This window comes from Yoonia sediminilitoris (assembly GCF_003058085.1).
Taxonomy (GTDB): domain Bacteria; phylum Pseudomonadota; class Alphaproteobacteria; order Rhodobacterales; family Rhodobacteraceae; genus Yoonia; species Yoonia sediminilitoris.
On record NZ_QBUD01000003.1, the window covers coordinates 43,867 to 66,621 of the forward strand.

Here is a 22,755-nt window from a genome sequence, read left to right on the forward strand (position 1 = left end):
CCGCTTGATCAAAATCAAACGCTTCTTTCAGCATTCAGCGTAAAGGCGCGCGCATCCCTTATAAGGCAGGCACCAGACAATCGCTCGCGCGCATGTCCTGTACTGGATCAGTTGGCGCGCATTCTTCCCCGCTGACCGGATATCGTCCGGGTTCTGAGCAGCCCGCAACGGCCAACAGAAATGCGCAGATCGCAAATGTGGAGACTTTTTTCATCGTACTTCCTTTCAAGGTTCGGGTTTGGATGTCTGCCGCAAGGTCACTGGCGGACGGTGGACCGCGGCACGTTCGCGGTTTTTCTTCAGCGCCTCAAATCCGATGATCACATCCAGAAGCTCTGTCGTGATCTCACTTTGCCGCACCGACCGCGTTTGGGCAATCAGGCTTTCCAGCCTGTCATCTACGGATTGTTCTGCCTTCTGCATCAAAGCCAGACGAGCCGCATTTTCAGTGACCAGCGCCTCGGCAGCGGCCCGGAACAGGCTTGCAAACAGGTGGCCCTTGACCAGCGCCTGAAACAAGCTCGTTGGCGGCATGGAAAACGTGGGCAGGCTGCGCGAGACCCAGGGTCTGGTCTGTAGGTCCTGCAACAGGGCCCGGTCCAAAGGCAGCAGCGCCGTCAGCGTCGGCTTTTGCCCGTTGTCACCTTCGCGCATGAAATAAGCGAGCGACACAGCCATATCCCCAGCTGCCGTCTTGCCTCTGAGCTCATCCAGATGTTGCGTCAGCAGATTGGCCAACCGCCCAATCCCGTCCACGGAAGCAGGGGGGAAGAACGTGGTATCAATCATAATCCCCTGATCCTTCAGTGCATCCGCCATCTGCGCACCGATACATAAAACAGTGAACGGGGCCGCAGTATTATCGCGCTGCTCAACGACAAAGCGGGCAAGCACTTCGTTGTAGTTTCCGCATAATCCATGATCTGACCCGAATGCGATCAGCACTGTTGTTGTGACGGCTTGCTGGTTAGGTTCGAGCGGGCCGACTTGGCTCAGGAACGCATGCAGTCCCATGACCACCGTGTCATGATATGCCCCAATATCACGGGCCGCGTGTTCGTAGGGGGCCGCGTTGATCACCGACAGGGTCTTCATGGTGTGCACGATGCTGCGGATCCCCTGCATGCTGGCCGTGCGCCGCGCCAGAAGTTCAAGGCTTTGGGTCATGCGTACCCCCTGTGCTTTCGCGCGCGGCTTGTCCCAGTTGCACCAGAAGACTGCGGTCTTCATCGGTCAGTGGGGCGTTGTCGGCGATACGCTTTGCCAGATCACCCAGTTTGCGGTTAGCCTCCCCGCGCAGCTTGGTCATCACCTTCAGCGTCTCGGCCTCGCCGAGCCCATCGAATTGTCCCGCCATTGCTGATACCAGAACGGCCAACTGTTCAATCGCGGGCATCGGGTCCCGCTCGGTCTGGTGCAGCGCCATGCGGACCGCAGCACCCCGTGTCAGCCGGGCGCGCGTGGCATTGTCAAGACGGGTGCCAAAGCGCGCGAATTCTTCAAGCTCTTCGAATTGCGATAGTGTCACTCGCAGATTTCCGGCAACGGACCGGAAAGCCTTGGTTTGCGCCTTACCACCGACGCGGCTAACCGAAATGCCCAGATCGACCGCCGGAAACTGGTTTTTGCGCATCAGCCGTGGCGACAGGTAGATTTGCCCGTCAGTGATCGAAATCAGGTTCGTGGGGATATAGGCAGACAGGTTTTCGGCCTGTGTTTCGACCACAGGCAAAACGGTGATCGACCCGCCACCAGCCGCCTTGGTGAATTGTCCGGCCCGTTCCAGCAACCGCGCATGAATATAAAAGATGTCGCCCGGAAACGCCTCTCGACCGGGCGGGCGGCGCAGCAAGAGCGACAACTCGCGGTAGGATCTTGCATGGTGGGTCAGATCATCAAGGATCACCAGCACGTCTTTGGCCTGATCCGCGAAATATTCGGCCATTGTCAAAGCGGCATAGGGGGCGACAAAAGCCAGACCCGCGGCATCTTCGTCACCGGTTGCCATAATGATTGTCCGGCTTTCCATACCCCCGTCACGGACCGCGCCAATGACCTTGGCCACCGCATCGCCGCGCTGGCCAATGGCGCAATAGATACAAATCACATCGGTGTTCCGCTGGTTCAGGATCGTATCAACCGCAAGTGACGTCTTGCCAGTCTGCCGATCCCCGATGATCAACTGCCGTTGGCCCAGCCCAATCGGAACCGCCGCATCAATCACCTTGATCCCAGAGGCAAGCGGACGCGAAACCGCCTGCCGCTCAAGAATTTTCGGCGCTTCGGCCTCGACCGGGCGCTCTGCTTGCGCGCGGACCGGGCCTTTGCCGTCTTCCGGGTTGCCCAGCGCATCCACCACACGGCCCAGCAAGGCAGCGCCTACCTTGGTGCTGACCACCGTTTGCGTGCGTGTCACGCTTTCACCAATGGTCACACGGTCCGACCCGCCCAGCAACACAACGCCAAAGCGCCCCGGCTCAAGGTCAAGTACGATGCCCTGCACGCCACTGGCAAAATGCAGCAACTCATCTGACAGAGCCTGTTCCAACCCTTCGACAATGGCGATCCCGTCGCCCACTTCGGTCACTGTGCCTATTTCGCTCAGGTGCGGCGCGGGTGATGGCGCAGCCAAAAGCATATCCAGAATCGTTTGCGGCGTCTGTGCGGTTTGGGCAGGCTCAACCGTCATCGGATTGCTCCTTATGGTCAGCACCAGCCGACAGTTTTTCGGCCAACAACGCTTCAAGCCCGTCGATGTAGGTATCCAGCGTCCATGCCAGTTGCGCGCCACCGATCCGCAAGACAAGACCAGGGGCCTGATCTTTGTCGGTCTCGCACCGCAAGGACACTTCGGGAAACAGGTCATGCAATGCTGTGGCAAGCTCTTCCTGTGCCGAAGCAGGTAAGGGTGTGTGCGAGGTCGCCACAGCCTCGGCCGCCTCGCCCGCGGCGCGGCGCAGGTTTGTTGCCATCGGCTTTATCTGGTTTACCACGTGCTGCGCCATCTGCGATTCCAACGTTGCATCAGCCAAATCGCCTAGCGCCTTGCGGGTCAGCGCCAACAGGGCGCTGGCGCCGGCATGATGCAGCTTGGCGGTATATTTGCGGGTCTCTTCATCCATATGCGCCTGCCAGCGGGCGTGTGCCTGATCGAGGGCCTGCTGCGCCTCGGCCAACAGAAAATCGCGCTGTTCTTCAGCTGTCTTGCGGATTGTCTCGGTCATTTGTGCCTGTGCCACATTCAGCGCCTGCACTTTGTCGTGATAAGCGTCTTCCTGTGCCTGCGCCTGCTTCTTGGCGCGGACGGCCTGCTGCATCCGTTCTGCAATCTCTGCCTCGCGCGCGTCGATACCATCAAGAATGGGACGGTATAGAAATCGGCGTAGCAGCCAGACCAACACCAGAAAATTGGCGATCTGGGCGACAACTGTGATCCAGTCGATCGACATGCGTCAATTCCCGGTCGCCTGCGCCAGTTCCAACGCCGCGTTCCAAAATGGGTTGGCAAAGATCAGGATCATCGCAACCACAAAGCAATAGATCGCTGTGGATTCGATCATTGCGAGGCTGACAAACAAAGTCCGCGAAATGGTTGAGGCACTGTCGGGTTGCTGGGCAATCGCATTTACCGCTGCCGAGGCCGTGCGCCCTTCACCCAGAGCCGGGCCGATGGCCCCGAATGACACGGTCAAACCGGCAGTAAAGATGGAAATGGCCGCAATGATGGCAAGTTCAGTCATGGACTATCCTTTTCGTTTGGAGGGGTATCAGGGGCCGGGGTTTTAGGGGCGGGCGTTTCAGCGGCGGGGGCGGTCGCGCTGGAAATATAAACCGTGGCCAGAACCGCAAAGATATAAGCCTGAATCAGGCCGGTCAGCAGACCCAGCACATCCATCACCACCGGAAAGAAAAACGGTGCGACGCTGAGCAGGATCGCGGCGATCACGGCCCCACTCATGATGTTGCCGTAAAGGCGAATGGCCAATGAAATTCCGCGCGAGAATTCCGAGATGATATTGAAAGGCAGCATCAAGACAGTCGGCTTGATGTATATCCGCAGATACCCGCCCAACCCACGACTGGTGATCCCGAACAGCGGCACCGCGATCAGGACCGACAGCGCCAGCGCCGTGGTCGTCGACAAAGAGGCCGTCGGCGGTTCAAACCCGGGAATGACCAGCAGCAGGTTCGAGGTGGCGACAAACAGAAAAAGCGTGCCTGCAAAATACAGAAGATGGCGCTCGGGGCGTCCGGCAATTTCTTCAATCTGGGATTGAATCGCCTGCACGATCACCTCGAGCGTGGTCCGCCAGCGGTTTGGCGGCACATCCGGGCGCAGATTGCGGGTCACAAGGATCGCCACACATGTCAGCACCGCCATCACCACCCATGTAAAAAAGATGGTCGCGTTGATGGCCAAACCCCAGGCTTCGAACATCACTGTCTGATCCGGCGAAAGTTTCATGGCCTATTCCGCTCTGCGGGGGCCATGCGGGCAATCGTGATGGCTGCAAAGCGCACGCAAACAAAGACGAGCGCAAACCCCAACAGCGCCCACGGCCCGCCCTGCGCCACAACCAGCCATCCCACACCCAAAAGCGCCGCAATGCGCAATGCGGCACTGAGCAGCAGCAAGGTAACCGGATTAGCGGCGCGTAAGGCGATCTTCATCCCCCAACCAAGACCTGCGAAAAACACAACGCTCATGATTGCACCCATCGACAGGCCCAAGACCAATCCGCCCGGGTCAAACGCCATCATTTGCCGCCTCCCTCCTTGTTGATCCAGGCTGCCGCAATAAAGCCGCCCAACACGACACCCCCAAGGATTAGGGCCAACGTCCACGAAAAATTCTGTGGTGCGATCCGGTCAAGCCAAAGCCCCAGAAATGCCCCGCCAACGGTGGGCACGGCAATCGACCAACCGATCATTCCAAATGTGCCGATGCCACGCAGCGGGCTGGGGCCGGGGTTGTCACGTCGCGATTTCATCCGCGCGGCCTGACGGGCAATATCACGCACGGATTTGTCAGGGTCCGGTGTCATGAAAAAGGCCCTTTCAGTTCGGCAAATCGGCGCACCATATCCGCCTCGAGCCGCGACAGGGCCGCACGCGCTTGCCGCTCTTCTTCATCCATCTGGATGAAGCTGGCGGCGACCGTGTCCTGCAACGTGACCAGATCGTCGCCACGCACACCGCGCAGGACAACAACTGCGACCTTGTGGCCCTTCTTGACCAAAAGCCCTTCGTCCAGACCGAAAATCTCGTCTGTGCCGTCGCTCATCCGGAGTGTCAGGACGGAAGGGACAATCGCGGTGACGAAATCAACATGGTTCGGCAGCAGCCCGAATGCACCATCGGGTGCGACGCCCCCCAGATACGCCGCGCGCCCTTCAAACAGCGTCCGCGTCGGCAGGCGAATGATGACGGCCATGTCCGGTGCCATGCTCATGCGTTCGCCCCCAGTTCATCCAAGCCACCAATCATGTAATAGGCGCTTTCGGGTTGGTCGAATTTGGTCTGGTTCAGGATTTCTTCGCACCCGTCCAACGTTTTGGCGATGGGCACGCGCCGACCTTCGGCATTGCTGAAGGACTCGGTTGTAAAGAATGGCTGTGTCAGAAACCGCTCAAGCCGCCGCGCACGCGCGACAGTGGCCCTGTCGGCTGACGATAGTTCCTCCAGCCCCAGCATCGCAATGATGTCGCGTAGATCCTCGTAGTCAGCCAGGGTGCGGCGCACCGCGCGGGCGATGTCATAGTGTCTTTGCCCCACCACGGCAGGGGCCAGCATGACCGACGCCGATGCAAGCGGGTCAACCGCCGGGTACAGCCCCTCGCTTGCCCGCTTACGTGACAGAACCACCGAGGCCGACAGGTGCGAAAAGATATGCGCCGCTGCCGGGTCGGTGAAATCATCAGCGGGCACATAGACCGCCTGCACCGATGTGATTGCCCCGCGACTGGTGGAGGTGATGCGTTCCTCCAGTCCCGCCAGTTCGGTGGCCAGCGTCGGCTGATACCCCACCCGCGACGGCATCCGACCCATCAATCCTGACACTTCGGCACCCGCCTGCACAAAGCGAAAAATATTATCGATCAACAAAAGGACATCCTGCCCTTTGTCATCGCGGAAGTATTCCGCCATGGTCAGGGCCGTTTGGCCAACGAGAAAGCGCACGCCCGGTGCTTCGTTCATCTGACCAAACAGCATCACAGTCTTGTCGCGCACGCCTGCCTCGCCCATTTCACGGTAAAGTTCTTCGGCCTCGCGCGATCTCTCGCCGATGCCGCAAAACAGGCTGACACCTTTGTAATGCTGGACCGTGTTATTGATCAGCTCCGTAATCAGGACTGTCTTGCCAACCCCGGCCCCGCCAAACAGCCCGGTTTTACCGCCTCTTTCAATCGGTGAAAGCAGGTCAATCGCCTTGATCCCTGTTTCCAGAATTTCGGAGTGCAACACACGGTCACTCAACTTGGGCGGATTTTGGTGAATGGAACGATGATGGGTTGCGTGCGGCGCTGGTCTTCCATCAATCGGTGCGCCAAAGACATTAAGCATCCGCCCCAGCACGGGATCACCGACGGGCACCTTGATAGGCCCGCCCGTTGCGCGCACCGTCATGCCCAGACCCAAGCCCCGCACAGGGGACAGCGCCACCGCACGCACCATCCGCTGCCCGATCAGCGATGCAACCTCAAGCGCTTTGTCCCCGACGTAAAGCAGTTCATGGATATGCGGGACAGCACCCTCAAACGCGATGTCAACCACACCACCACGGATCGCCGCGATACGCCCCTGAACGGGGGCATCGGTTTGCGCGGCAACACCGTTCAACATCTGGCTGCACAAGCGTCTTTTTCCGTAGTGAGGGTCGGCATCTGCTTGCTCCTTTGGTCAATGGGATGGCGCGTACCCATGTCTGTGGAAATTCACGACAAATTTGACAGAAGCTGCGCCCGCAGAATTGATTTGCGTCAATGAAGCAGCAGCTCAGCAACCAATGCGCCTGTCCTCTTCATTCCGGCGGAGTGACCAGCATGAAACATGGCCGCAGCCCCGCTGATTGAGAAACATCAAGCCGCACACGTCGTTTTTGGTCTAACGGTCATCGGAATTGATTCTGCCCAGAGAGAGCGCTGGACATGGCACAGGTGACACCCATCCACGCAAAAGCATCCCAGCGGCACAAGACCGTTATTCCTGGCGGTCGCGGTCTGATCAAGGTCGCAAGCCCCGGTGGTGATGACACAGACATTTCCCATGCCCACACCACGATGGAACAGGCTTTGGACAAGGGGCTAAAGGCCGCTTTGGCCAAATCCACAGCAGGACTGTCCCCGATTGCGCTGGCTTCGGCCTATTCGGACTGGGCTTTGCATCTTGGCACCGCACCCGGCAAGCAATTGCAGTTGTTGGAAAAGGCGGGGAAAAAGATTTGGAAATGGGCGAATTACGCAGCGCGTTGCGCAAGCCACCCCGACGGGGCAGACCCCTGCATCACGCCGCTGCCGCAAGATCGCCGTTTCAGGGGCGAAAGCTGGCAGAAGTGGCCATATAACGTGATGTATCAAGGCTTTCTGCTGAACCAGCAATGGTGGTACAATGCCACGACGGGCGTTGAAGGGGTGACAGCCCAACACGAAAACGTGGTGACATTCAGTGCGCGCCAGATGCTCGATGTATTTTCGCCGTCAAATTTCGTGGCAACCAACCCCGAAATTCTGGCAAAGACCATCAGCCAAGGTGGCTTGAACCTTTTCCGGGGCTGGCAAAATTTTGTCGAGGATATCTCGCGTGCCAACAGCGGCAAGAAGCCGGTCGGACTTGACGCATTTGAAGTCGGACGCAATCTGGCCACGACCCCCGGCAAGGTGGTCTATCGCAATCACCTGATCGAATTGATCCAATATGCCCCAAGCACAGAGCAGGTCCACCCCGAACCGATATTGATCGTGCCTGCATGGATCATGAAATATTACATCCTTGATCTTGGGGACCACAATTCACTGGTGCGATATCTGACGGCACAGGGGTTCACCGTTTTCATGATCTCATGGAAAAACCCGGATGCAGATGACCGGGATCTGGGGATGGACGATTACCTGTCACTGGGCGTGAGGGATGCGCTTGATGCCGTTGATACCATCACCAACGGGCAAAAGGTGCATGCGATGGGCTACTGTCTGGGTGGCACATTGCTGTCAATTGCCGCCGCTGCGATGGCCCGCGACAAGGATCAGCGGCTCAGGACCCTGACCCTGCTTGCCACGCAGACCGACTTTACCGAAGCGGGCGAACTGATGCTTTTCATCAATGACAGCCAGCTTGCCTTTCTTGACGATATTATGTGGGACAAAGGGTATCTGGACACCAAACAGATGGCCGGTGCCTTCCAGATATTGCGGTCAAATGATCTGATCTGGTCACGGATGATCCACGATTATTTGATGGGCGAGCGGTCACAGATGTCAGATCTGATGGCATGGAACGCCGATGCGACACGGATGCCTTACCGGATGCATTCGGAATATCTGCGCAGTCTGTTCCTGAAAAACGACTTGGCCGAAGGGCGTTACCGCGTGGGGCTTGGCCCGATTGCGCTGTCAGATATCCGCGCACCAGTGTTTTTGGTGGGCACTGAACGGGACCATGTGGCCCCGTGGCATTCTGTCTATAAATTCAACCTGTTGTCCGACACGGATGTGACCTTTCTTTTGACAAATGGCGGGCATAACGCGGGCATTATATCCGAACCCGGGCACCCGCACCGCCACTACCGTGTACGTGAAAAATCAAAGGATGCCCCCTATACAGGCCCGGATCGCTGGATGGCAGAAACCCCCGCTGTCGATGGGTCATGGTGGCCGGTCCTTGCCCAATGGCTGTCGCAGCGATCCGGCGCACCAGTAAAACCGCCGCCAATGGGCGCAAAGGAAAATGGATACCCCCCGCTTTGCGATGCCCCCGGCACCTATGTGCTTCAGGACTAGCAACTGAGGTGCCCCTGTCCGTGTCGTGATTGATGTGCATCAATGGGCCCCGTCATCTAGCAGGTTAAGGTGACCAGACGCGCGGCGCACAAACGAGGTGACACAATGACCAAAGACACCAAACCCAAAGACGCTATTTCACCGGTGATGGACTTCATGAACACCATGCAGGAAACCGGGCTCAAGGCGATGCCGGGATTTGAAGTCGCGTGGCTGGAAACCATGAGCAATATGGGCAGCGAGATGCTGAACTTTGTCGCGGAACGTGTCAAAAGTGATGTGCAGACCCAACACGACTTGCTGCACGCAAAAGACATTTCCGACATCCAGCACATTCAGGCCCAGTTCATGCAAAGGGCGATGGATGATTACGCAGCCGAAATCGCCAAGATGACTGAATTGGGCAAAGATATGATGCCCGGGAAACCCGACGACTCTGACTGACCTGCGCTTGTTTGGCCGCTGGCAAGTGCCGCTCTTTTATTTTCTGGCAGCGCCACCGGGACAATTCTGTTCTACGCTGTCATACTTGCAACGACACATCTGCAAGTCAAAGGCACGTGTGATCGCAACATGCACAGTACGGTGAACAGTCTGCTTCCGTCCCTCGAAGCCTTTGGGTTGTGGGGATATTGGGTCGTTGGCCTGCTGGTTTTTGGCGAAGCGCTGGTTTTAACCAGTGTCTTTGCCCCCGGCACTGCGGTTGTCATTCTTGCCGGGGCGCTGACCGCAAAAGGAGTCTATGACTTTGGCGACATGGTCTGGTTCGTGGCCATCGGCACCATTCTGGGTTCAGAGGCCAGTTTTCGGATTGGGTCCGGCGCAGAAAATCTTTTCAGCGCAAGTCGCCGTGTCCTGTCGGCATCAAATCTGGCCCGTGGCCAGCGTTTTCTTGAGCGGTTTGGTGGGGTCACGATTGTTGTGGCGCATTTTCTTGGGCCACTCAGGCCAATCATGCCGGTCGTCGCTGGCATGTCCGGCATGGACCGGCATCGCTTCTGGCTTTGGAACCTGATCGGCGGATCGACCTATGCCGTGTCGTTGCTGGGCGTGGGCTATTTCTTTGGCACTGCACTTGGATTTGCCACGTCACCGTAGGGCCACCCTTTAGCGATCAAGACAAGCGCAACATATGCCGCTAGACTGGCTTTTGACGACATTGCAGAAAGCCCTCAGAATGCCTCAAGTTCACTTGAACGGTGCGGATATCCACTACACCGATAGCGGCGGTGATCGGCCCGCGATCATCTTCTCCCACGGACTGCTGATGAGCGGAGCAATGTTTGACGATCAGGTCGCATATTTCAGTGACCGCTATCGCTGCATCACATTCGATCATCGCGGTCAGGGGCACAGCGGGGTTACGAAAGATGGCTATGACATGGAGACGCTTGCGGCAGACGCCGCAGCGCTGATCACCCATCTGAAGGTTGCGCCTTGTCATTTCGTCGGCCTGAGCATGGGCGGGTTCATCGGCATGCGGCTGGCTGCAAAATACCCCGCATTGATCAGCACATTGACGCTTTTGGGCACCTCGGCTCTGCCCGAACCCAAAGAAAATATCGCGAAATACCGGCTTTTGAACCTTGTTGGGCGCTGGATTGGCCTTTGGGCCGTCATTGGCAAGGTGATGCCGATCATGTTCGGAAAGACTTTTCTGAACGATCCCAAACGAACCACGTTGAAACAGCGGTGGGCGAATGCCATTGTCGGCAATCATCGTATCGGCATCAGTCGGGCGGTTAAGGGCGTGATTGAACGCGAAGGTTGCGCCGAACTTCTGGACGCTATCCAGATTCCCGTTGGTATCGGTGTCGGTGATGAAGATGTCGCCACAAAACCCCCAAAGTCGCAAGCTATCCACGCCGCAGTGGCGGGTTCCGAGTTGGTACTGTTGAAAGGTGCAGGCCATTCCGCCTCTGTTGAAGCGCCAACAGAAGTGAACGCCCTGATTGAACGTACGATCGCGCGTTCAGGGTAGGGCCATTTTGGTGTGTCGGTACAGGAACGGCTTCCAATTTTGCGGGCGCACCAAATAATAACAATTGTAATCTGTCACCACCCACCAACGGGCAGAGGCTTTGCCAACCGCACGTGTCACAAAACCGCGCGCTGGCAAACATTTTAAGATAATAAACGGTATTTTAACCAAACAGGCATTTCGCGGGGTTCAACAGGCATTCGGCTCTGTCCCGGGAAGTCTGGATCACTTTAAACCCAATGATTTTCCTAAAAAGCCGAATTTTGTCGATCTTTTCAAAAACACCGTAACACATCTACTGTGCCGCTGGGTCGCCCGTATCGGCCAACCTGTATTCTAGGAAGGCGGTATATCATGTGTATTTGCATCATTGACGACGAGAGCATTAGCCTGAGCGTCAATCGGGCCGTCTTGCGGCTGACCGAGCATGAAGTCGAAATCTTTCTCAGCGCGCGTGACGCGCTGGATCGGTGCCGCGAGGTCACTTTATGACCTTGTCTTGATCGACAACCGGATCAACGAAATGAACGGGATTGACTGCCTGACGCAATTGCGTGCCATGCCCGAGTACCAAAGCGTACCGATCATCATCCTGACAGCCGATGATGATTGCGATTTGCGATTAAATGCGGTGAAAACAGGCACGACCGATTTCCTCAACAAATCATTTGACCCCGGGGAATTGCGGGTGCGCGCCACAAATCTGCTGTCATTGCGCGAAGCGCAGCTCGCTTTGATGGACCGCGCCCGATTTCTGGATCACTAAGTCAAGCAAGCTACCCGCAAATTGGTGGTTCGCGAAGAACAGCTCATCTGGAGACTGTCACGCGCAATAGAAACGCGCGACCGTGCAACTGGCGAACATATCTCGCGCTTGGCGGCAATTGAAAAAATTATCGCGCAACAACCCGGGCTTGATAAGAATTATTGCCACACTCCATATCTGGCCAAGCCACTTCATGATGCCGGTAAAATCGGGGGCAGCGATGCGGTTCTGAACAAGCCCGGCAAACTGACGCGGGAAGAACGCAAGGAAATCGAACGTCACACCGAAATCGCCGCAAATATCCTGCAGGGTGACGAAAACGACTTGATACGCATGGCTCACGAAATTGCCCTTTCTCACCACGAGAAATGGGATGGCACCGGTCACGGGCGTGGTCTGGCGGGCCAAGACATCCCGCTGTCCGGACGCATCGCTGCGGTTCCCGATGTGTTTGACGTGCCCTGCTCCGACCGCGCCCACAAGGACGCATGGCCCTTTGATGACGCTGTGGAAGAAGTGCTGCAACATTCCGGAACACACTTTGACCCTAAATGCGTCAGCGCTTTCAAGGCCGGTAACGCAGAGATCAGAAAATTATACACCGCCCAACCCGCCGCCCTGCAAGAGGCCTAGATCGTTCAGAGAGACCAGACCATGAGAATGTTCGCCATTATCGCCCTGTTCCTACCCTCGCCCACGCAAATCAGCTGCTTGAACAACAGGGGCCCGTGATCCTGACCGTATCGGGCAATATCGCCCATACGAATGGCGACGGCGTGCGGCGTGGCCAGCTTTGACTGCGCCATGCTGGAAGCACTCGATCAGCGGACCACGACAGCCAGCACGCCATGGTTCGGGGGTGCACATGACTTCAGTGAGTCGCTCGGTACGGCGCTTCTGGATGCGGTTGGTGCAAGCGGTGAAAACTTGCGCGTTGTCGCTCTGAATGACTATGCAGCCGAAGTGCCCGTTCAAGGTTTGCACGACTATCTGGTTGTCTTTGCCACCCATCTGGACGGGCAGCAAATGTCAGTCCGCGAAAAAGGACCATTGTTCCTGATCTATCCCTTCGACGAAAACGCTGAGCTATTCAACGAAGTCTATTTCAGGCGCTCTGTCTGGCAAATCGCGCGGATTGAAGTAAACGATTGATGTGTCGGAGGCACATTCAGAAATAGTACCACCTCGGAGGATTGGGTGGGGCAACGCCGGTCCTCATTGTGTTGGGCGTCGTGATGATCGCGACCAATGAACAGCGCGGGAAATATCGAACGGGGGGAACGCGCGCGGATTCCCGATGATTATGAGCGTTTGGCGACAGTCGTCGCCGCGACCGCCATGCTGTTTGTCGCCACAATCGGCCTGCAATTCACACAAATGAAGACATTCCAACAGGCACAATGGCAACTCAAGGATTTATCCGACCGCAATTGCGAAAGCGCGAAACTGGCGCAGGCGGCCAGTGATGCAAAATCCTGTTCCTCGCCACGATGAGCCACGAAATCCGCACGCCGCTAAACGGGATTATCGATGCCGCTGACCTGTTGATCGGCACCGACCTGCAACCGGATCAGACCCGCAGCGCGCTGACCATTCGCCGGTCGGGCCATATCCTGTTGGATATGATCAGCGATATTTTGGATTATTCCAATTTGGCCACGAACGGCATCACATGTCAGAATGCGCCCGTTTCGCTCGTTGAATGAGCGGACCTGCTGTCTGATGTGTTCCGTCAACTGCCAACTGGATTTCGAAATCGATATGCCGCCTGTTATTGTTTCAAGCGACGATATGCGGCTGCGTCAGGTCCTTTTGAACCTGATTGGCAATGCAATCAAATTCACCCCTGTGGGCAAGATCAAAGTCCGGGCGCACGTCAGCGAAGGGTCGGTTTTGCGGATCGAAGTCGAGGATAACGGCATTAGTATCGCGAAAGAGGATCACCCGAAACTGTTCCAGAACCTCAGCCAGATTGCTGGCAAGGGCGCTCATAAAATTGGAAGCACCGGGCTGGGGCTTGTGATTTCAAAGCGGATCATCACCGGCATGGGCGGTGAGATTGGCGTTGAGAGTGACGTGGGAAAAGGCAGCATATTCTGGTTCGAACTGCCTGTTAAAGTCTCGGGTGACGCGCCGCCAAGCACCGATTCCGCCGCAGCCTATGCACCTGACAGTGCGGGGCACTATGATGCCCGCATTCTTTTGGCAGAGGACAACGCGATCAACAGCGAAGTGGCAAAGGCCCTCCTTGAAAGCTTTGGAGCGACGGTCACAGTGGTGGAAAACGGGCAACTGGTCATCGGGCGTCTGCGCGAACAAAGCTTTGACTTCGTGATCATGAATCAACAAATGCCGGTTATGGACGGGATCGCGGCCACGCAGGAGTTGCGCGCGATGGGATGCGCCGCGCCGATGGTAAGCTTGACTGCAAACGCGTTTGCCGAAGACCGCCAGCGCTGCCTTGACGCAGGCATGGATGATTTCGTCGCGAAACCCGTAACACGCGAAAAAATTGCAGCGATCCTCGCCCAATTCGCGACGCCAGCAAAAGAGCCTGACCTGCTCGACCTGAACCAGTTGGAACAGGTTATCGATGATTTTGGACTTCCGCTGTTCGAAGAATTACTCGCGCAATTGGCGCGGGACGGACAGTCACTTTTGCAATTGGCGACTGACAACGCGGACTGACAAGACGCCGATATCTTTGACCCTCCGCTTCATGCGCTGAAAGGGGCTGCATCTACCCTTGGACTGAAACGCGCAGGGGGACAGGCGCAGGCATTGCGCCACGGCCGGTCACCAATACTTCAAGCGCTTGATTCGTTGGTCAATCTGTTGGGCAAAAGCATTGACGCAGCCAGCGGTTAGGGCCGCTTTCGCATTGGCCGCGAGGGCCAAAAAAAGCCCCCCGCACAACGATGCGGGGGGCTTTTGCTGCCTTTTGGCAGTGATTGATTATTCGTCGCCCTTCAGCGCCGCACCAAGGATATCACCCAAGGATGCGCCGGAGTCAGACGAGCCGTACTGCTCAACCGCTTCTTTTTCTTCTGCGATTTCACGTGCTTTGATCGACAGGCCCAACTTGCGGGTCTTGCTGTCGATGTTGGTCACGCGGACGTCAACCTTGTCACCAACGCCGAAACGCTCTGGGCGCTGCTCGGCACGGTCACGGGACAGGTCGGACCGACGGATGAAGCTCTTTGCACCTTCATAGTCGACTTCGATGCCACCGTCTTCGATCTTGGTCACTTCAACAGTGATGATCGAACCACGCTTCACGCCGCCAACAGCTTCTGCAAATGGGTCACCGTCAAGTGCCTTGATCGAAAGCGAGATACGCTCTTTTTCGACGTCAACTTCAGCAACTTTCGCACGGACCATGTCGCCCTTGCGGAAATCACCGATGACGTCTTCGCCGCGGCCTTCCCATGTCAGGTCGGACAGGTGAACCATACCGTCGATATCGCCTTCAAGACCGATGAACAGACCGAACTCAGTGATGTTCTTGACTTCACCCTCAACTTCAGTGCCCTCGGGGAACTGCTCTGCAAAGACTTCCCATGGGTTGCGCTGGGTCTGCTTGAGCCCAAGGGAAACGCGGCGCTTGGCGCTGTCGATTTCCAGAACCATGACTTCGACTTCTTGCGAAGTCGAAACGATCTTGCCGGGGTGAACGTTCTTTTTGGTCCAGGACATTTCGGAGACGTGGACCAGACCTTCGACACCGGCTTCCAGCTCAACAAATGCGCCGTAGTCTGTGATGTTGGTCACGCGGCCCTGATGCACAGTGCCGATACCAAAGCGGGATTCAACTGCATCCCATGGGTCTTCCTGCAACTGCTTCATGCCAAGGCTGATGCGGTGTGTTTCCTTGTTGATCTTGATGACCTGCACCTTGATCGTTTCACCGATCGCGAGGATCTCGGATGGGTGGTTGACCCGGCGCCATGCCATGTCGGTGACGTGCAGCAGACCGTCAACACCGCCCAGATCAACGAACGCACCATATTCGGTGATGTTCTTGACCACACCGTCAACTTCCTGTCCTTCGGTCAGGTTACCGATGACTTCGGCGCGCTGTTCGGCACGTGATTCTTCAAGGATCGCACGACGGGACACAACGATGTTGCCACGGCGACGGTCCATTTTCAGGATCTGGAATGGCTGCTTGAGGCCCATGAGCGGGCCAGCGTCACGCACAGGGCGCACATCAACCTGTGAGCCCGGCAGGAACGCAACCGCGCCGCCAAGGTCCACGGTAAAGCCGCCTTTTACGCGGCCAAAGATCGCGCCATCGACACGCTCTTCGTCAGCATATGCTTTTTCCAGACGATCCCATGCTTCTTCACGGCGCGCCATCTCGCGAGAGATAACAGCTTCACCGCGGGCGTTTTCAACCTGACGCAGGAACACTTCAACAGTGTCGCCAACGGCCAGTTCAGCCTCTTCACCGGGATTTGCGAATTCTTTGATATCAACGCGGCCTTCCATCTTGTAGCCGACGTCAATGATGGCTTGGCCTGCTTCAATAGCGATGACTTTGCCTTTGACAACAGACCCTTCGGCCGGTGTGTCAATTTCGAAGCTTTCGTTCAAGAGTGCTTCAAACTCTTCCATAGTGTTAGCCATGTGGCAGTTTTTTCCTAATCTAGCTTTTATACGGGCCGCGCGGTTGTCTCCGCCGGTCTTTAGGTGATTACCCACCGCAGGTGGGACGGGTTTCAGTTGGTCTAGCATCGTCACGGAACATAAAACGACAGGGCCGGCTTAGTTACCGACCCCGCTCAAATCTCAAGTCCGCGCCTGTCTCGACGCTTCGACAGCGGTGATATAGGACGGTTTGGCTATGTTTGCAAGGGACTTTGCGCCAAACTTGCCCGGCACATCAGGCCGGGTTTTCCGCCGCTTTGCGCAATTGATGCGCCGCTGCAAAAGACACCAGCTTGCGGCTTCCGGCATCCCACAGGTCCAGCCGCGCGCATTTGAAGCTTTCCATCAGGGTCATGCGGTTACAGTCAACCAGTTCTTCGTGGTCGCGCAGAACCTCGCTAAGCCGATAAAAGGGGATGCGGCTATAAAGATGGTGCACGTGGTGAATCCCGATGTTGGCGGAAAACCAGCGCAGGATCGGCGGCAGGTCGTAGTGTGAGCTGCCATAAAGCGCCGCCTCGTGCAGTTGCCAGTCTTCGCTATGGTCCCATTGGGTCTGTTCGAACTGGTGCTGGATATAGAACAGCCAAACCCCCACTGACGCTGCAATCAGGGTGGTTGGAAGCGCCACCAGAAACAACGCCTGCCAACCGCCGAAATAAACGATTGTGGCCATGATCGCGGCTGTGCAGAAATTCGTACCCATCGCAGAGATCCAGTAGCTTTTCCCCTGAGTCATCAATCCAAATGGCAAACGGTTTTGCAGTAAGAAGATGTAGCTTGGCCCCAATCCGAACATGACAATCGGGTGCCGGTAAGCACGATAAAGGAACCGGCCAAAGGCCGTCCGCTGGTGATATTCCTCTGTTGTGAGGGTCATCACGTCGCCAATGCCCCGGTGATCCAGGTCACCCGCATGACTATGGTGAATCGAATGGGTGCGCCGCCATACATCGTAGGGTGTCAGTGTCACAACGCCCAGCGCCCGGCCGACCCAGTCACTGACGTTGCGGTTCCCAAAGAATGACCCATGCCCGCAATCGTGCTGGATGCAGAAGAGACGCAGCAGAAAGCCACCATTGACCGCCGAAATCAGAAAGGCCCCGAGATAGCTGTATTGCGCCACCCAACAAGCCAGAACCCACAGGGCAATAAAGGGGATGACACTGATCCCAAGCTCAAATGTGCTGCGTAAACTGTCAGGTTCACGGTACTTCGCAAGAATCCTGATCCAGTCACGGGCGGCGGGAATGTTATGTGGGGCGGGCTGAGTGGTCGCGTGGGTATTGTCTGTCATGGTGGTGCGTTGTTCCTTTGCCGTTCCCCGATACAGCAATTCCGTTACTTAGCAACTAAGCATCTTGCCCTAGCGGCAAGGAAATTGGCTTTGTCTCATTGCTGCAATTGTCCCTAGGCCCGCTTATGGTGCCGATTTCCATCTTCAAGGGGCCGAAAAATAGCAGTTTTTTTGGGGTGCACCCGAACAGGTCGCGAAAAACTCCTTGTAGCATTTTTCCGGCACAGGCCGCGCAAGGCGCTTATGTCGCAGGGCCGTTGGATTTTACAGCTTGTGCAACGCGTCCTGCACCGCGCCGAAATAGGCGCCGACCTGCGCCCCATCGACCAAGGCGTGATGCACCTCGAGTGTCATGGCCATGTCCCATCCATCGCCATTTTGGACGAATTTTCCCCAAGTCACCCGCGGGATGCAATCCTCTGGGCCCGGAAGGGCATTGTTGATGCTGCTATAGTCCAGCCAGGGCATACACGACAGATAAGCCAGATCGTCGCGCTCACCGGTGTTCGGGGCAAGAGAACGGCCAGCGGCGACCGCAGTGATCAATCGGGCCGCTTGCGCATCGAACGCGGCAAAATCTGCCACGAAGGGGACGTATGCGTAACCAAAACTGCCCGCCGCCTTTGGCACCGTCATGGACAGGCTGATCATGTCATGGCGCACCACCTGATCACCCCGAAAACGCATGCACAGTTCCGGGACCGCATGAATGCCCGCGCCAATCGCAAAAAGGCAGGCCCGATAGGCAGAAAGCCCACCCGCCTTGCGCGCAATGATATTGCTCACATCCAGTCGGGATGTGATGGCGTAATGCGGTTTCTGGTAGGACCGGAACAGTTGAAACTGGGCAGCGCGGGGCCATGTCGCAAGGTCAACAGTCCGATAGGTCATTGGCGTTCCTTCAATTCGATCCAGGAAACAGCAAACCGCCGTTAGCGCGCGCGCTCGATAACCTCGACCGCGCGCGCGATAGCATCTTCGATCGTCATGTCCGAAGTGTCCAACATCACCGCGTCGGCTGCAGGTTTCATCGGCGCCTCAGCGCGGCCGCTGTCACGGGCATCGCGTGCCTTCACATCCGCCAGAACAGAGGCCAATGTGACGTCAGCCCCCTTCGATAGCAGTTCCTTGTATCTTCGTTCCGCCCGGCATTCGGCACTGGCGGTCACATAAATCTTGACCGCCGCATCGGGGCAGATGACCGTCCCGATATCGCGGCCATCCAACACGGCCCCATCGGCACGCGCGGCAAACTTGCGCTGAAAATCAACCAATGCGCTGCGCACATCAGCAATGACAGCAACCTTGCTGGCGGCTTGGGCTACAGCGGCGGTGCGCAACTGATCATCCTCAAGATCACATGGGTCAAGCGTGTGGGCAACGTCAACAGGATCGCCACCAGCCAGCACCTTGGCCGCCACAGCACGATAGAGCAGACCTGTATCCAGATGTGCAAAGCCAAAACGCGCCGCCACAGCCTTGGAGATCGTGCCTTTACCGGCTGCCGCTGGTCCATCAATGGCCACTGTAAATGTCACTCTATGCTCCCGACTATTACCGCGATTGGTCCTGTGTCAGCGCCCTAGCCATTCTTGCGAACAAGTTGCGCCCCCAGGTCAGCCATCAGACTCTCAAAAATTGGGAAGGACGTGGCAATTGGCGACCCGTCGTCAACGGTCATCGGTTTCTGAGTGGCCATTCCCATCACCATAAATGCCATGGCGATGCGATGATCAAGCACACTCGCAACGGTGACGCCGCCAGGCACATTGCCATGGCCGCGTCCCGTGACGCGCCACCAGTCAGGGCCTTCGTCAACGGTAACGCCTGCCGCCCGCAAGCCCTTGGCCATCGCATCAATGCGGTCGCTTTCCTTGACGCGCAATTCCCTGACGCCCAGCATATCCGTAACGCCCGTTGCAAAGGACGCCACAACCGACAAAACAGGATATTCATCAATCATACTGGCCGCGCGTGCCGGGGGGACGGCAACGCCCTGCAAATCAGGAGAATATTTGGCACGCAAATCGGCAACAGGTTCACCGCCTTCTTCGCGCATGTTTTCATAGGTCAGATCGGCACCCATTTCCTGCAGGGTCGTAAACAGCCCGGCCCTGGTAGGATTCAAGCCGATGTTGGGAACCAGAACATCAGATCCCGGCGTGATGATCGCCGCGCAAACAGGAAAGGCCGCAGAGGAGGGATCGCGCGGCACGACAATATTCTGCGGGATCAATTCGGGCTGACCATCAAGAGTGATCACGCGGCCTTCGTCCGCCTCTTCAACAGTCAGGGTTGCACCAAACCCTTGCAACATCCGCTCCGTATGGTCGCGGGTCGCTTCCTTCTCGATCACGACGGTCTGGCCGGGGGCATTAAGGCCTGCCAGCAAGACCGCAGACTTCACCTGCGCTGATGGGACAGGAACAGTGTAGCGCACGGGAACAGGGTCAGCCGCGCCAACAATCGTCATGGGCAAACGGCCCCCTGCCCTGCCGACGGCCTCGGCCCCGAACAGGGCCAACGGGTCCGTGACGCGGCTCATGGGGCGGCCGTTTAAGGATGCATCGCCCGTGAAGGTGGCCGAAATTGGTGAAGTCGCCATCGCCCCCATGATCAAACGCACACCTGTGCCGGAATTCCCGCAGTCGATGACTTGCTCAGGTTCCGCAAAACCACCGACGCCAACACCTTGAACAGTCCATGTGCCATCGCCATGATCGGTCACGGTGGCCCCAAAGGCGCGCATCGCCTTGGCTGTATCCAGCACATCTTCGCCTTCCAGCAGACCGGAAATATGGGTTTCTCCCACGCAAAGTGCACCAAGAATCAATGAGCGATGTGAAATCGACTTGTCACCTGGCACATTTGCGATCCCGCGCAAGGGACCACAGGGGCGAGAGGTCATTGGAACAGGGGTGCCATGGCCGGACATCAAATCACTTTCCTATTGCATCAGCGGCCTGATACCGTAGCAACGGATCAGGGTCCATCGCCCCGACTTCTTTTGGCCAAAAATATCCAATCCCCCCGGATCAAGCCGCGTGAAACGTCAGATAGTAGGGTCTACGGCCTTCCCGCAGGGCTTTTTGCTCATACCGGGTCGACGCCCAGTCAGCCCAGGGCGTCTGCCAGTCGGCGGCGCATTCAGCTTGCCAGACAAAGCCATGACGGGGCACCTGCTCAAGCGTTTGACGGACATAGTCGGGAATATCCGTCGCAACGCGCAACTCTGCCCCGGGTTTCATCACGCGCGCCAGTGGGGCCAGGTGTTCCGGTGTCACAAAGCGGCGCCGATGATGGCGCTTCTTCGGCCAAGGATCAGGGTAGTTGAGGAAAACTCTGCTGAGCGTATCATCGGGCAACACATCAAATAAATCCCGAACATCGCCGGGGTGGATGGCAACATTGTCGATATCAGCCTTGCGTATTTTCCCCAACAGCATGGCCACACCATTGATGAAAGGCTCACAGCCCAGAATCCCGACATCGCGATATGTCTGCGCCATATGAACCAGATGCTCGCCACCGCCAAAGCCGATTTCAAGCCAGATGTCCCGATCACCAAACAAACACGCCAGATCAAGTGGGGTGCGTTCGGGATTTTCTTCCCAACTGACAGGGCCGGGCGAAAGCGGAGCGAGGTCGTTTTCAAGGTAATCATGCTGTGCGGCACGAATGGTCTTGCCACGAAATCGGCCGTAAAAATTGCGCCAAGGGGCGCCGGATGGATGGTTAGTCTTGCTCATGCGGCGGCATCTAGCAATTGCACGCCGCATGAGCAATATTTTAAAAAGCCGGCGGATCAAGATCCACCTTACGCTACTTTAGCTGCTTCACTTTGAAGAACCGTAAGATGGGTTTCAACCCATCCCCGCCTAAACAGCCCCTTTGAGCGCATCAACCAAATCAGTCCTTTCCCAACTGAAACCACCATCAACATCGGGCTCGCGACCGAAATGGCCATAGGCAGCTGTACGTTCATAGATCGGCCTGTTGAGCTGAAGGTGATGGCGGATGCCGCGAGGGGTCAGATCAACCAACTGGCCAATCGCGCGCTCAATCGCCGCTGGGTCGACTTCGCCTGTCCCGTGGGTCTCGGCATAAATGGACAGTGGCTTGGCCACACCAATTGCATAGCTCAGTTGTATTGTGCAGCGTTCTGCCATACCCGCAGCCACCACGTTCTTGGCCAGGTAGCGGGCAACATATGCCGCCGACCGGTCAACTTTTGTCGGGTCCTTACCAGAGAACGCACCCCCGCCATGTGGGGCCGCCCCGCCATAGGTATCAACAATGATCTTGCGCCCGGTCAGCCCTGCATCGCCGTCAGGCCCCCCGATGACAAACTTGCCCGTCGGGTTAACCCACCATTCGGTCTGTGGGGTGATCAGCCCGTCGGGCATGACCTGCCTGATATAGGGTTCAACAATGGCCCGAATATCATCGCTGGACTGGTTTTCATCAGCATGTTGGGTCGACAAAACAATCGACATCACCTCTACCGGTTTGCCATTGGCATAACGCAGAGATACTTGGCTCTTGGCATCGGGGCGCAACGTGGGCTGTTCGCCGGATTTACGCACTTCGGCCAAACGGCGAAGAATTGCATGGGCGTATTGAATAGGCGCGGGCATCAACGCATCGGTTTCGGTTGTCGCATAACCAAACATGATGCCCTGATCACCGGCACCTTCTTCCTTGTTATCACTCGCATCGACGCCTTGGGCAATATGCGCGGATTGTTCGTGCAGCAGGTTCGTAATCTTGCAGGTCGCATGATGGAACTTGTCCTGCTCGTAGCCAATATCCTTGATGCATGCGCGGGCAATATCATCAACCCTGTCCATGCAATCCGTGAGCTTGGCCTTATCGGCAAGACCGATTTCTCCGCCAATGACAACGCGGTTGGTGGTTGCAAAGGTTTCGCAGGCCACGCGCGCCTCTGGTTCTTCGGACAGCAGTGCATCCAGAACCGCATCTGAAATGCGGTCACACACTTTATCCGGGTGTCCTTCGGACACAGATTCCGAAGTGAAAATATAGTCCTGTCTTGCCATGGGGA

The 22,755-nt window shown here is 57.0% G+C and carries 26 protein-coding genes; 10 read left to right on the top strand and 16 right to left on the bottom strand.

Annotated elements, in window-relative coordinates; genetic code table 11:
* Positions 1–225 precede the first annotated feature (225 nt).
* From C8N45_RS08440 to atpD, 9 genes are read right to left on the bottom strand one after another with little or no spacing between them, the layout of a single operon-like run.
* Entirely contained in the window at positions 226–1,167 is a 942-nt protein-coding gene (locus tag C8N45_RS08440) for a F0F1 ATP synthase subunit gamma (RefSeq protein ID WP_108385813.1), read from the bottom strand.
* Positions 1,151–2,689, bottom strand: a complete 1,539-nt coding sequence (locus C8N45_RS08445; protein WP_108385814.1) for a F0F1 ATP synthase subunit alpha — start codon at positions 2,687–2,689, stop codon at positions 1,151–1,153. Before C8N45_RS08445 ends, C8N45_RS08440 begins: the two co-directional genes overlap by 17 nt.
* On the bottom strand, positions 2,679–3,449 hold the full coding sequence (locus tag C8N45_RS08450) for a F0F1 ATP synthase subunit B family protein (protein ID WP_108385815.1): 771 nt from the start codon (positions 3,447–3,449) through the stop codon (positions 2,679–2,681). Before C8N45_RS08450 ends, C8N45_RS08445 begins: the two co-directional genes overlap by 11 nt.
* 3 nt (positions 3,450–3,452) lie before the next feature.
* Positions 3,453–3,740, bottom strand: coding sequence for a F0F1 ATP synthase subunit C (locus tag C8N45_RS08455; RefSeq protein ID WP_108385816.1), 288 nt, complete (start codon positions 3,738–3,740; stop codon positions 3,453–3,455).
* Positions 3,737–4,465: a F0F1 ATP synthase subunit A gene (locus C8N45_RS08460; protein WP_108385817.1), complete on the bottom strand. Its 729-nt coding sequence runs from the start codon at positions 4,463–4,465 to the stop codon at positions 3,737–3,739. Before C8N45_RS08460 ends, C8N45_RS08455 begins: the two co-directional genes overlap by 4 nt.
* On the bottom strand, positions 4,462–4,761 hold the full coding sequence (locus tag C8N45_RS08465) for an N-ATPase subunit AtpR (protein ID WP_211095461.1): 300 nt from the start codon (positions 4,759–4,761) through the stop codon (positions 4,462–4,464). Before C8N45_RS08465 ends, C8N45_RS08460 begins: the two co-directional genes overlap by 4 nt.
* Positions 4,758–5,045: an AtpZ/AtpI family protein gene (locus C8N45_RS08470; protein ID WP_108385818.1), complete on the bottom strand. Its 288-nt coding sequence runs from the start codon at positions 5,043–5,045 to the stop codon at positions 4,758–4,760. Before C8N45_RS08470 ends, C8N45_RS08465 begins: the two co-directional genes overlap by 4 nt.
* On the bottom strand, positions 5,042–5,452 hold the full coding sequence (locus tag C8N45_RS08475; RefSeq protein WP_108385819.1) for an ATPase: 411 nt from the start codon (positions 5,450–5,452) through the stop codon (positions 5,042–5,044). Before C8N45_RS08475 ends, C8N45_RS08470 begins: the two co-directional genes overlap by 4 nt.
* The gene (atpD, locus tag C8N45_RS08480; protein WP_108385820.1) at positions 5,449–6,843 is read right to left on the bottom strand and encodes a F0F1 ATP synthase subunit beta; all 1,395 of its coding nucleotides are present in this window, start codon (positions 6,841–6,843) and stop codon (positions 5,449–5,451) included. Before atpD ends, C8N45_RS08475 begins: the two co-directional genes overlap by 4 nt.
* Positions 6,844–7,280: 437 nt before the next feature.
* On the opposite strand from atpD, the gene C8N45_RS08485 reads away from it, so the two are divergent.
* The 10 genes from C8N45_RS08485 (at position 7,281) to C8N45_RS08525 (ending at position 14,431) form a co-directional block, all read left to right on the top strand.
* Positions 7,281–8,996 (top strand): PHA/PHB synthase family protein, encoded by a 1,716-nt coding sequence (locus C8N45_RS08485; protein WP_245882618.1) that lies wholly within the window; start codon positions 7,281–7,283, stop codon positions 8,994–8,996.
* A 105-nt stretch (positions 8,997–9,101) separates the two neighbouring features.
* Positions 9,102–9,440, top strand: a complete 339-nt coding sequence (locus C8N45_RS08490; protein ID WP_114427825.1) for a phasin family protein — start codon at positions 9,102–9,104, stop codon at positions 9,438–9,440.
* 141 nt (positions 9,441–9,581) lie between these two features.
* On the top strand, positions 9,582–10,094 hold the full coding sequence (locus C8N45_RS08495) for a DedA family protein (protein ID WP_168769432.1): 513 nt from the start codon (positions 9,582–9,584) through the stop codon (positions 10,092–10,094).
* 79 nt (positions 10,095–10,173) lie between these two features.
* Positions 10,174–10,977, top strand: a complete 804-nt coding sequence (locus C8N45_RS08500; RefSeq protein ID WP_108385824.1) for an alpha/beta fold hydrolase — start codon at positions 10,174–10,176, stop codon at positions 10,975–10,977.
* Positions 10,978–11,404: 427 nt separating this feature from the next.
* Positions 11,405–11,743 (top strand): response regulator, encoded by a 339-nt coding sequence (locus C8N45_RS23590; protein ID WP_245882602.1) that lies wholly within the window; start codon positions 11,405–11,407, stop codon positions 11,741–11,743.
* A 24-nt stretch (positions 11,744–11,767) separates the two neighbouring features.
* Positions 11,768–12,376: an HD-GYP domain-containing protein gene (locus C8N45_RS23595; protein WP_245882620.1), complete on the top strand. Its 609-nt coding sequence runs from the start codon at positions 11,768–11,770 to the stop codon at positions 12,374–12,376.
* Positions 12,377–12,526: 150 nt separating this feature from the next.
* A complete protein-coding gene (locus C8N45_RS08510) occupies positions 12,527–12,895 on the top strand; it encodes a putative pterin-binding protein (RefSeq protein WP_181868915.1) in 369 nt (122 codons plus the stop codon).
* Positions 12,896–12,991: 96 nt separating this feature from the next.
* Complete coding sequence (locus tag C8N45_RS08515) at positions 12,992–13,237, top strand: hypothetical protein (RefSeq protein WP_108385825.1); 246 nt, start codon at positions 12,992–12,994, stop codon at positions 13,235–13,237.
* Complete coding sequence (locus C8N45_RS08520; protein ID WP_108385826.1) at positions 13,234–13,449, top strand: histidine kinase dimerization/phospho-acceptor domain-containing protein; 216 nt, start codon at positions 13,234–13,236, stop codon at positions 13,447–13,449. The genes C8N45_RS08515 and C8N45_RS08520 overlap by 4 nt, the downstream gene beginning before the upstream one ends.
* A 16-nt stretch (positions 13,450–13,465) precedes the next feature.
* Positions 13,466–14,431, top strand: coding sequence for an ATP-binding protein (locus C8N45_RS08525; RefSeq protein WP_168769433.1), 966 nt, complete (start codon positions 13,466–13,468; stop codon positions 14,429–14,431).
* Positions 14,432–14,698: 267 nt separating this feature from the next.
* Here C8N45_RS08525 and rpsA read toward each other — a convergent pair whose 3' ends face one another.
* From rpsA to metK, 7 genes are all read right to left on the bottom strand, one after another.
* Complete coding sequence (rpsA, locus tag C8N45_RS08535; protein ID WP_258793143.1) at positions 14,699–16,372, bottom strand: 30S ribosomal protein S1; 1,674 nt, start codon at positions 16,370–16,372, stop codon at positions 14,699–14,701.
* Positions 16,373–16,628: 256 nt separating this feature from the next.
* Positions 16,629–17,690, bottom strand: coding sequence for a fatty acid desaturase (locus C8N45_RS08540; protein WP_108385830.1), 1,062 nt, complete (start codon positions 17,688–17,690; stop codon positions 16,629–16,631).
* Between the two features lie 264 nt (positions 17,691–17,954).
* Entirely contained in the window at positions 17,955–18,581 is a 627-nt protein-coding gene (locus C8N45_RS08545) for a CatA-like O-acetyltransferase (RefSeq protein WP_108385831.1), read from the bottom strand.
* A 41-nt stretch (positions 18,582–18,622) separates the two neighbouring features.
* Positions 18,623–19,228 (bottom strand): (d)CMP kinase, encoded by a 606-nt coding sequence (gene cmk, locus C8N45_RS08550; RefSeq protein WP_108385832.1) that lies wholly within the window; start codon positions 19,226–19,228, stop codon positions 18,623–18,625.
* Positions 19,229–19,272: 44 nt separating this feature from the next.
* Complete coding sequence (gene aroA, locus C8N45_RS08555; protein ID WP_108385833.1) at positions 19,273–20,625, bottom strand: 3-phosphoshikimate 1-carboxyvinyltransferase; 1,353 nt, start codon at positions 20,623–20,625, stop codon at positions 19,273–19,275.
* A 100-nt stretch (positions 20,626–20,725) separates the two neighbouring features.
* Positions 20,726–21,439, bottom strand: coding sequence for a tRNA (guanosine(46)-N7)-methyltransferase TrmB (gene trmB / locus C8N45_RS08560; RefSeq protein ID WP_108385834.1), 714 nt, complete (start codon positions 21,437–21,439; stop codon positions 20,726–20,728).
* 129 nt (positions 21,440–21,568) lie between these two features.
* Entirely contained in the window at positions 21,569–22,750 is a 1,182-nt protein-coding gene (metK, locus tag C8N45_RS08565) for a methionine adenosyltransferase (RefSeq protein WP_108385835.1), read from the bottom strand.
* Positions 22,751–22,755 lie beyond the last annotated feature (5 nt).

Bases quoted from the DNA above. Each gene is read 5' to 3' on its own strand.
- C8N45_RS08440 (WP_108385813.1), bottom strand. From the start codon at position 1,167: ATGACCCAAAGCCTTGAACTTCTGGCGCGGCGCACGGCCAGCATGCAG.
- C8N45_RS08445 (WP_108385814.1), bottom strand. From the start codon at position 2,689: ATGACGGTTGAGCCTGCCCAAACCGCACAGACGCCGCAAACGATTCTG.
- C8N45_RS08450 (WP_108385815.1), bottom strand. From the start codon at position 3,449: ATGTCGATCGACTGGATCACAGTTGTCGCCCAGATCGCCAATTTTCTG.
- C8N45_RS08455 (WP_108385816.1), bottom strand. From the start codon at position 3,740: ATGACTGAACTTGCCATCATTGCGGCCATTTCCATCTTTACTGCCGGT.
- C8N45_RS08460 (WP_108385817.1), bottom strand. From the start codon at position 4,465: ATGAAACTTTCGCCGGATCAGACAGTGATGTTCGAAGCCTGGGGTTTG.
- C8N45_RS08465 (WP_211095461.1), bottom strand. From the start codon at position 4,761: ATGATGGCGTTTGACCCGGGCGGATTGGTCTTGGGCCTGTCGATGGGT.
- C8N45_RS08470 (WP_108385818.1), bottom strand. From the start codon at position 5,045: ATGACACCGGACCCTGACAAATCCGTGCGTGATATTGCCCGTCAGGCC.
- C8N45_RS08475 (WP_108385819.1), bottom strand. From the start codon at position 5,452: ATGAGCATGGCACCGGACATGGCCGTCATCATTCGCCTGCCGACGCGG.
- atpD (WP_108385820.1), bottom strand. From the start codon at position 6,843: ATGTTGAACGGTGTTGCCGCGCAAACCGATGCCCCCGTTCAGGGGCGT.
- C8N45_RS08485 (WP_245882618.1), top strand. From the start codon at position 7,281: ATGGAACAGGCTTTGGACAAGGGGCTAAAGGCCGCTTTGGCCAAATCC.
- C8N45_RS08490 (WP_114427825.1), top strand. From the start codon at position 9,102: ATGACCAAAGACACCAAACCCAAAGACGCTATTTCACCGGTGATGGAC.
- C8N45_RS08500 (WP_108385824.1), top strand. From the start codon at position 10,174: ATGCCTCAAGTTCACTTGAACGGTGCGGATATCCACTACACCGATAGC.
- C8N45_RS23590 (WP_245882602.1), top strand. From the start codon at position 11,405: ATGAAGTCGAAATCTTTCTCAGCGCGCGTGACGCGCTGGATCGGTGCC.
- C8N45_RS08515 (WP_108385825.1), top strand. From the start codon at position 12,992: ATGAACAGCGCGGGAAATATCGAACGGGGGGAACGCGCGCGGATTCCC.
- C8N45_RS08520 (WP_108385826.1), top strand. From the start codon at position 13,234: ATGAGCCACGAAATCCGCACGCCGCTAAACGGGATTATCGATGCCGCT.
- C8N45_RS08525 (WP_168769433.1), top strand. From the start codon at position 13,466: ATGTGTTCCGTCAACTGCCAACTGGATTTCGAAATCGATATGCCGCCT.
- rpsA (WP_258793143.1), bottom strand. From the start codon at position 16,372: ATGGCTAACACTATGGAAGAGTTTGAAGCACTCTTGAACGAAAGCTTC.
- C8N45_RS08540 (WP_108385830.1), bottom strand. From the start codon at position 17,690: ATGACAGACAATACCCACGCGACCACTCAGCCCGCCCCACATAACATT.
- C8N45_RS08545 (WP_108385831.1), bottom strand. From the start codon at position 18,581: ATGACCTATCGGACTGTTGACCTTGCGACATGGCCCCGCGCTGCCCAG.
- aroA (WP_108385833.1), bottom strand. From the start codon at position 20,625: ATGTCCGGCCATGGCACCCCTGTTCCAATGACCTCTCGCCCCTGTGGT.
- trmB (WP_108385834.1), bottom strand. From the start codon at position 21,439: ATGAGCAAGACTAACCATCCATCCGGCGCCCCTTGGCGCAATTTTTAC.
- metK (WP_108385835.1), bottom strand. From the start codon at position 22,750: ATGGCAAGACAGGACTATATTTTCACTTCGGAATCTGTGTCCGAAGGA.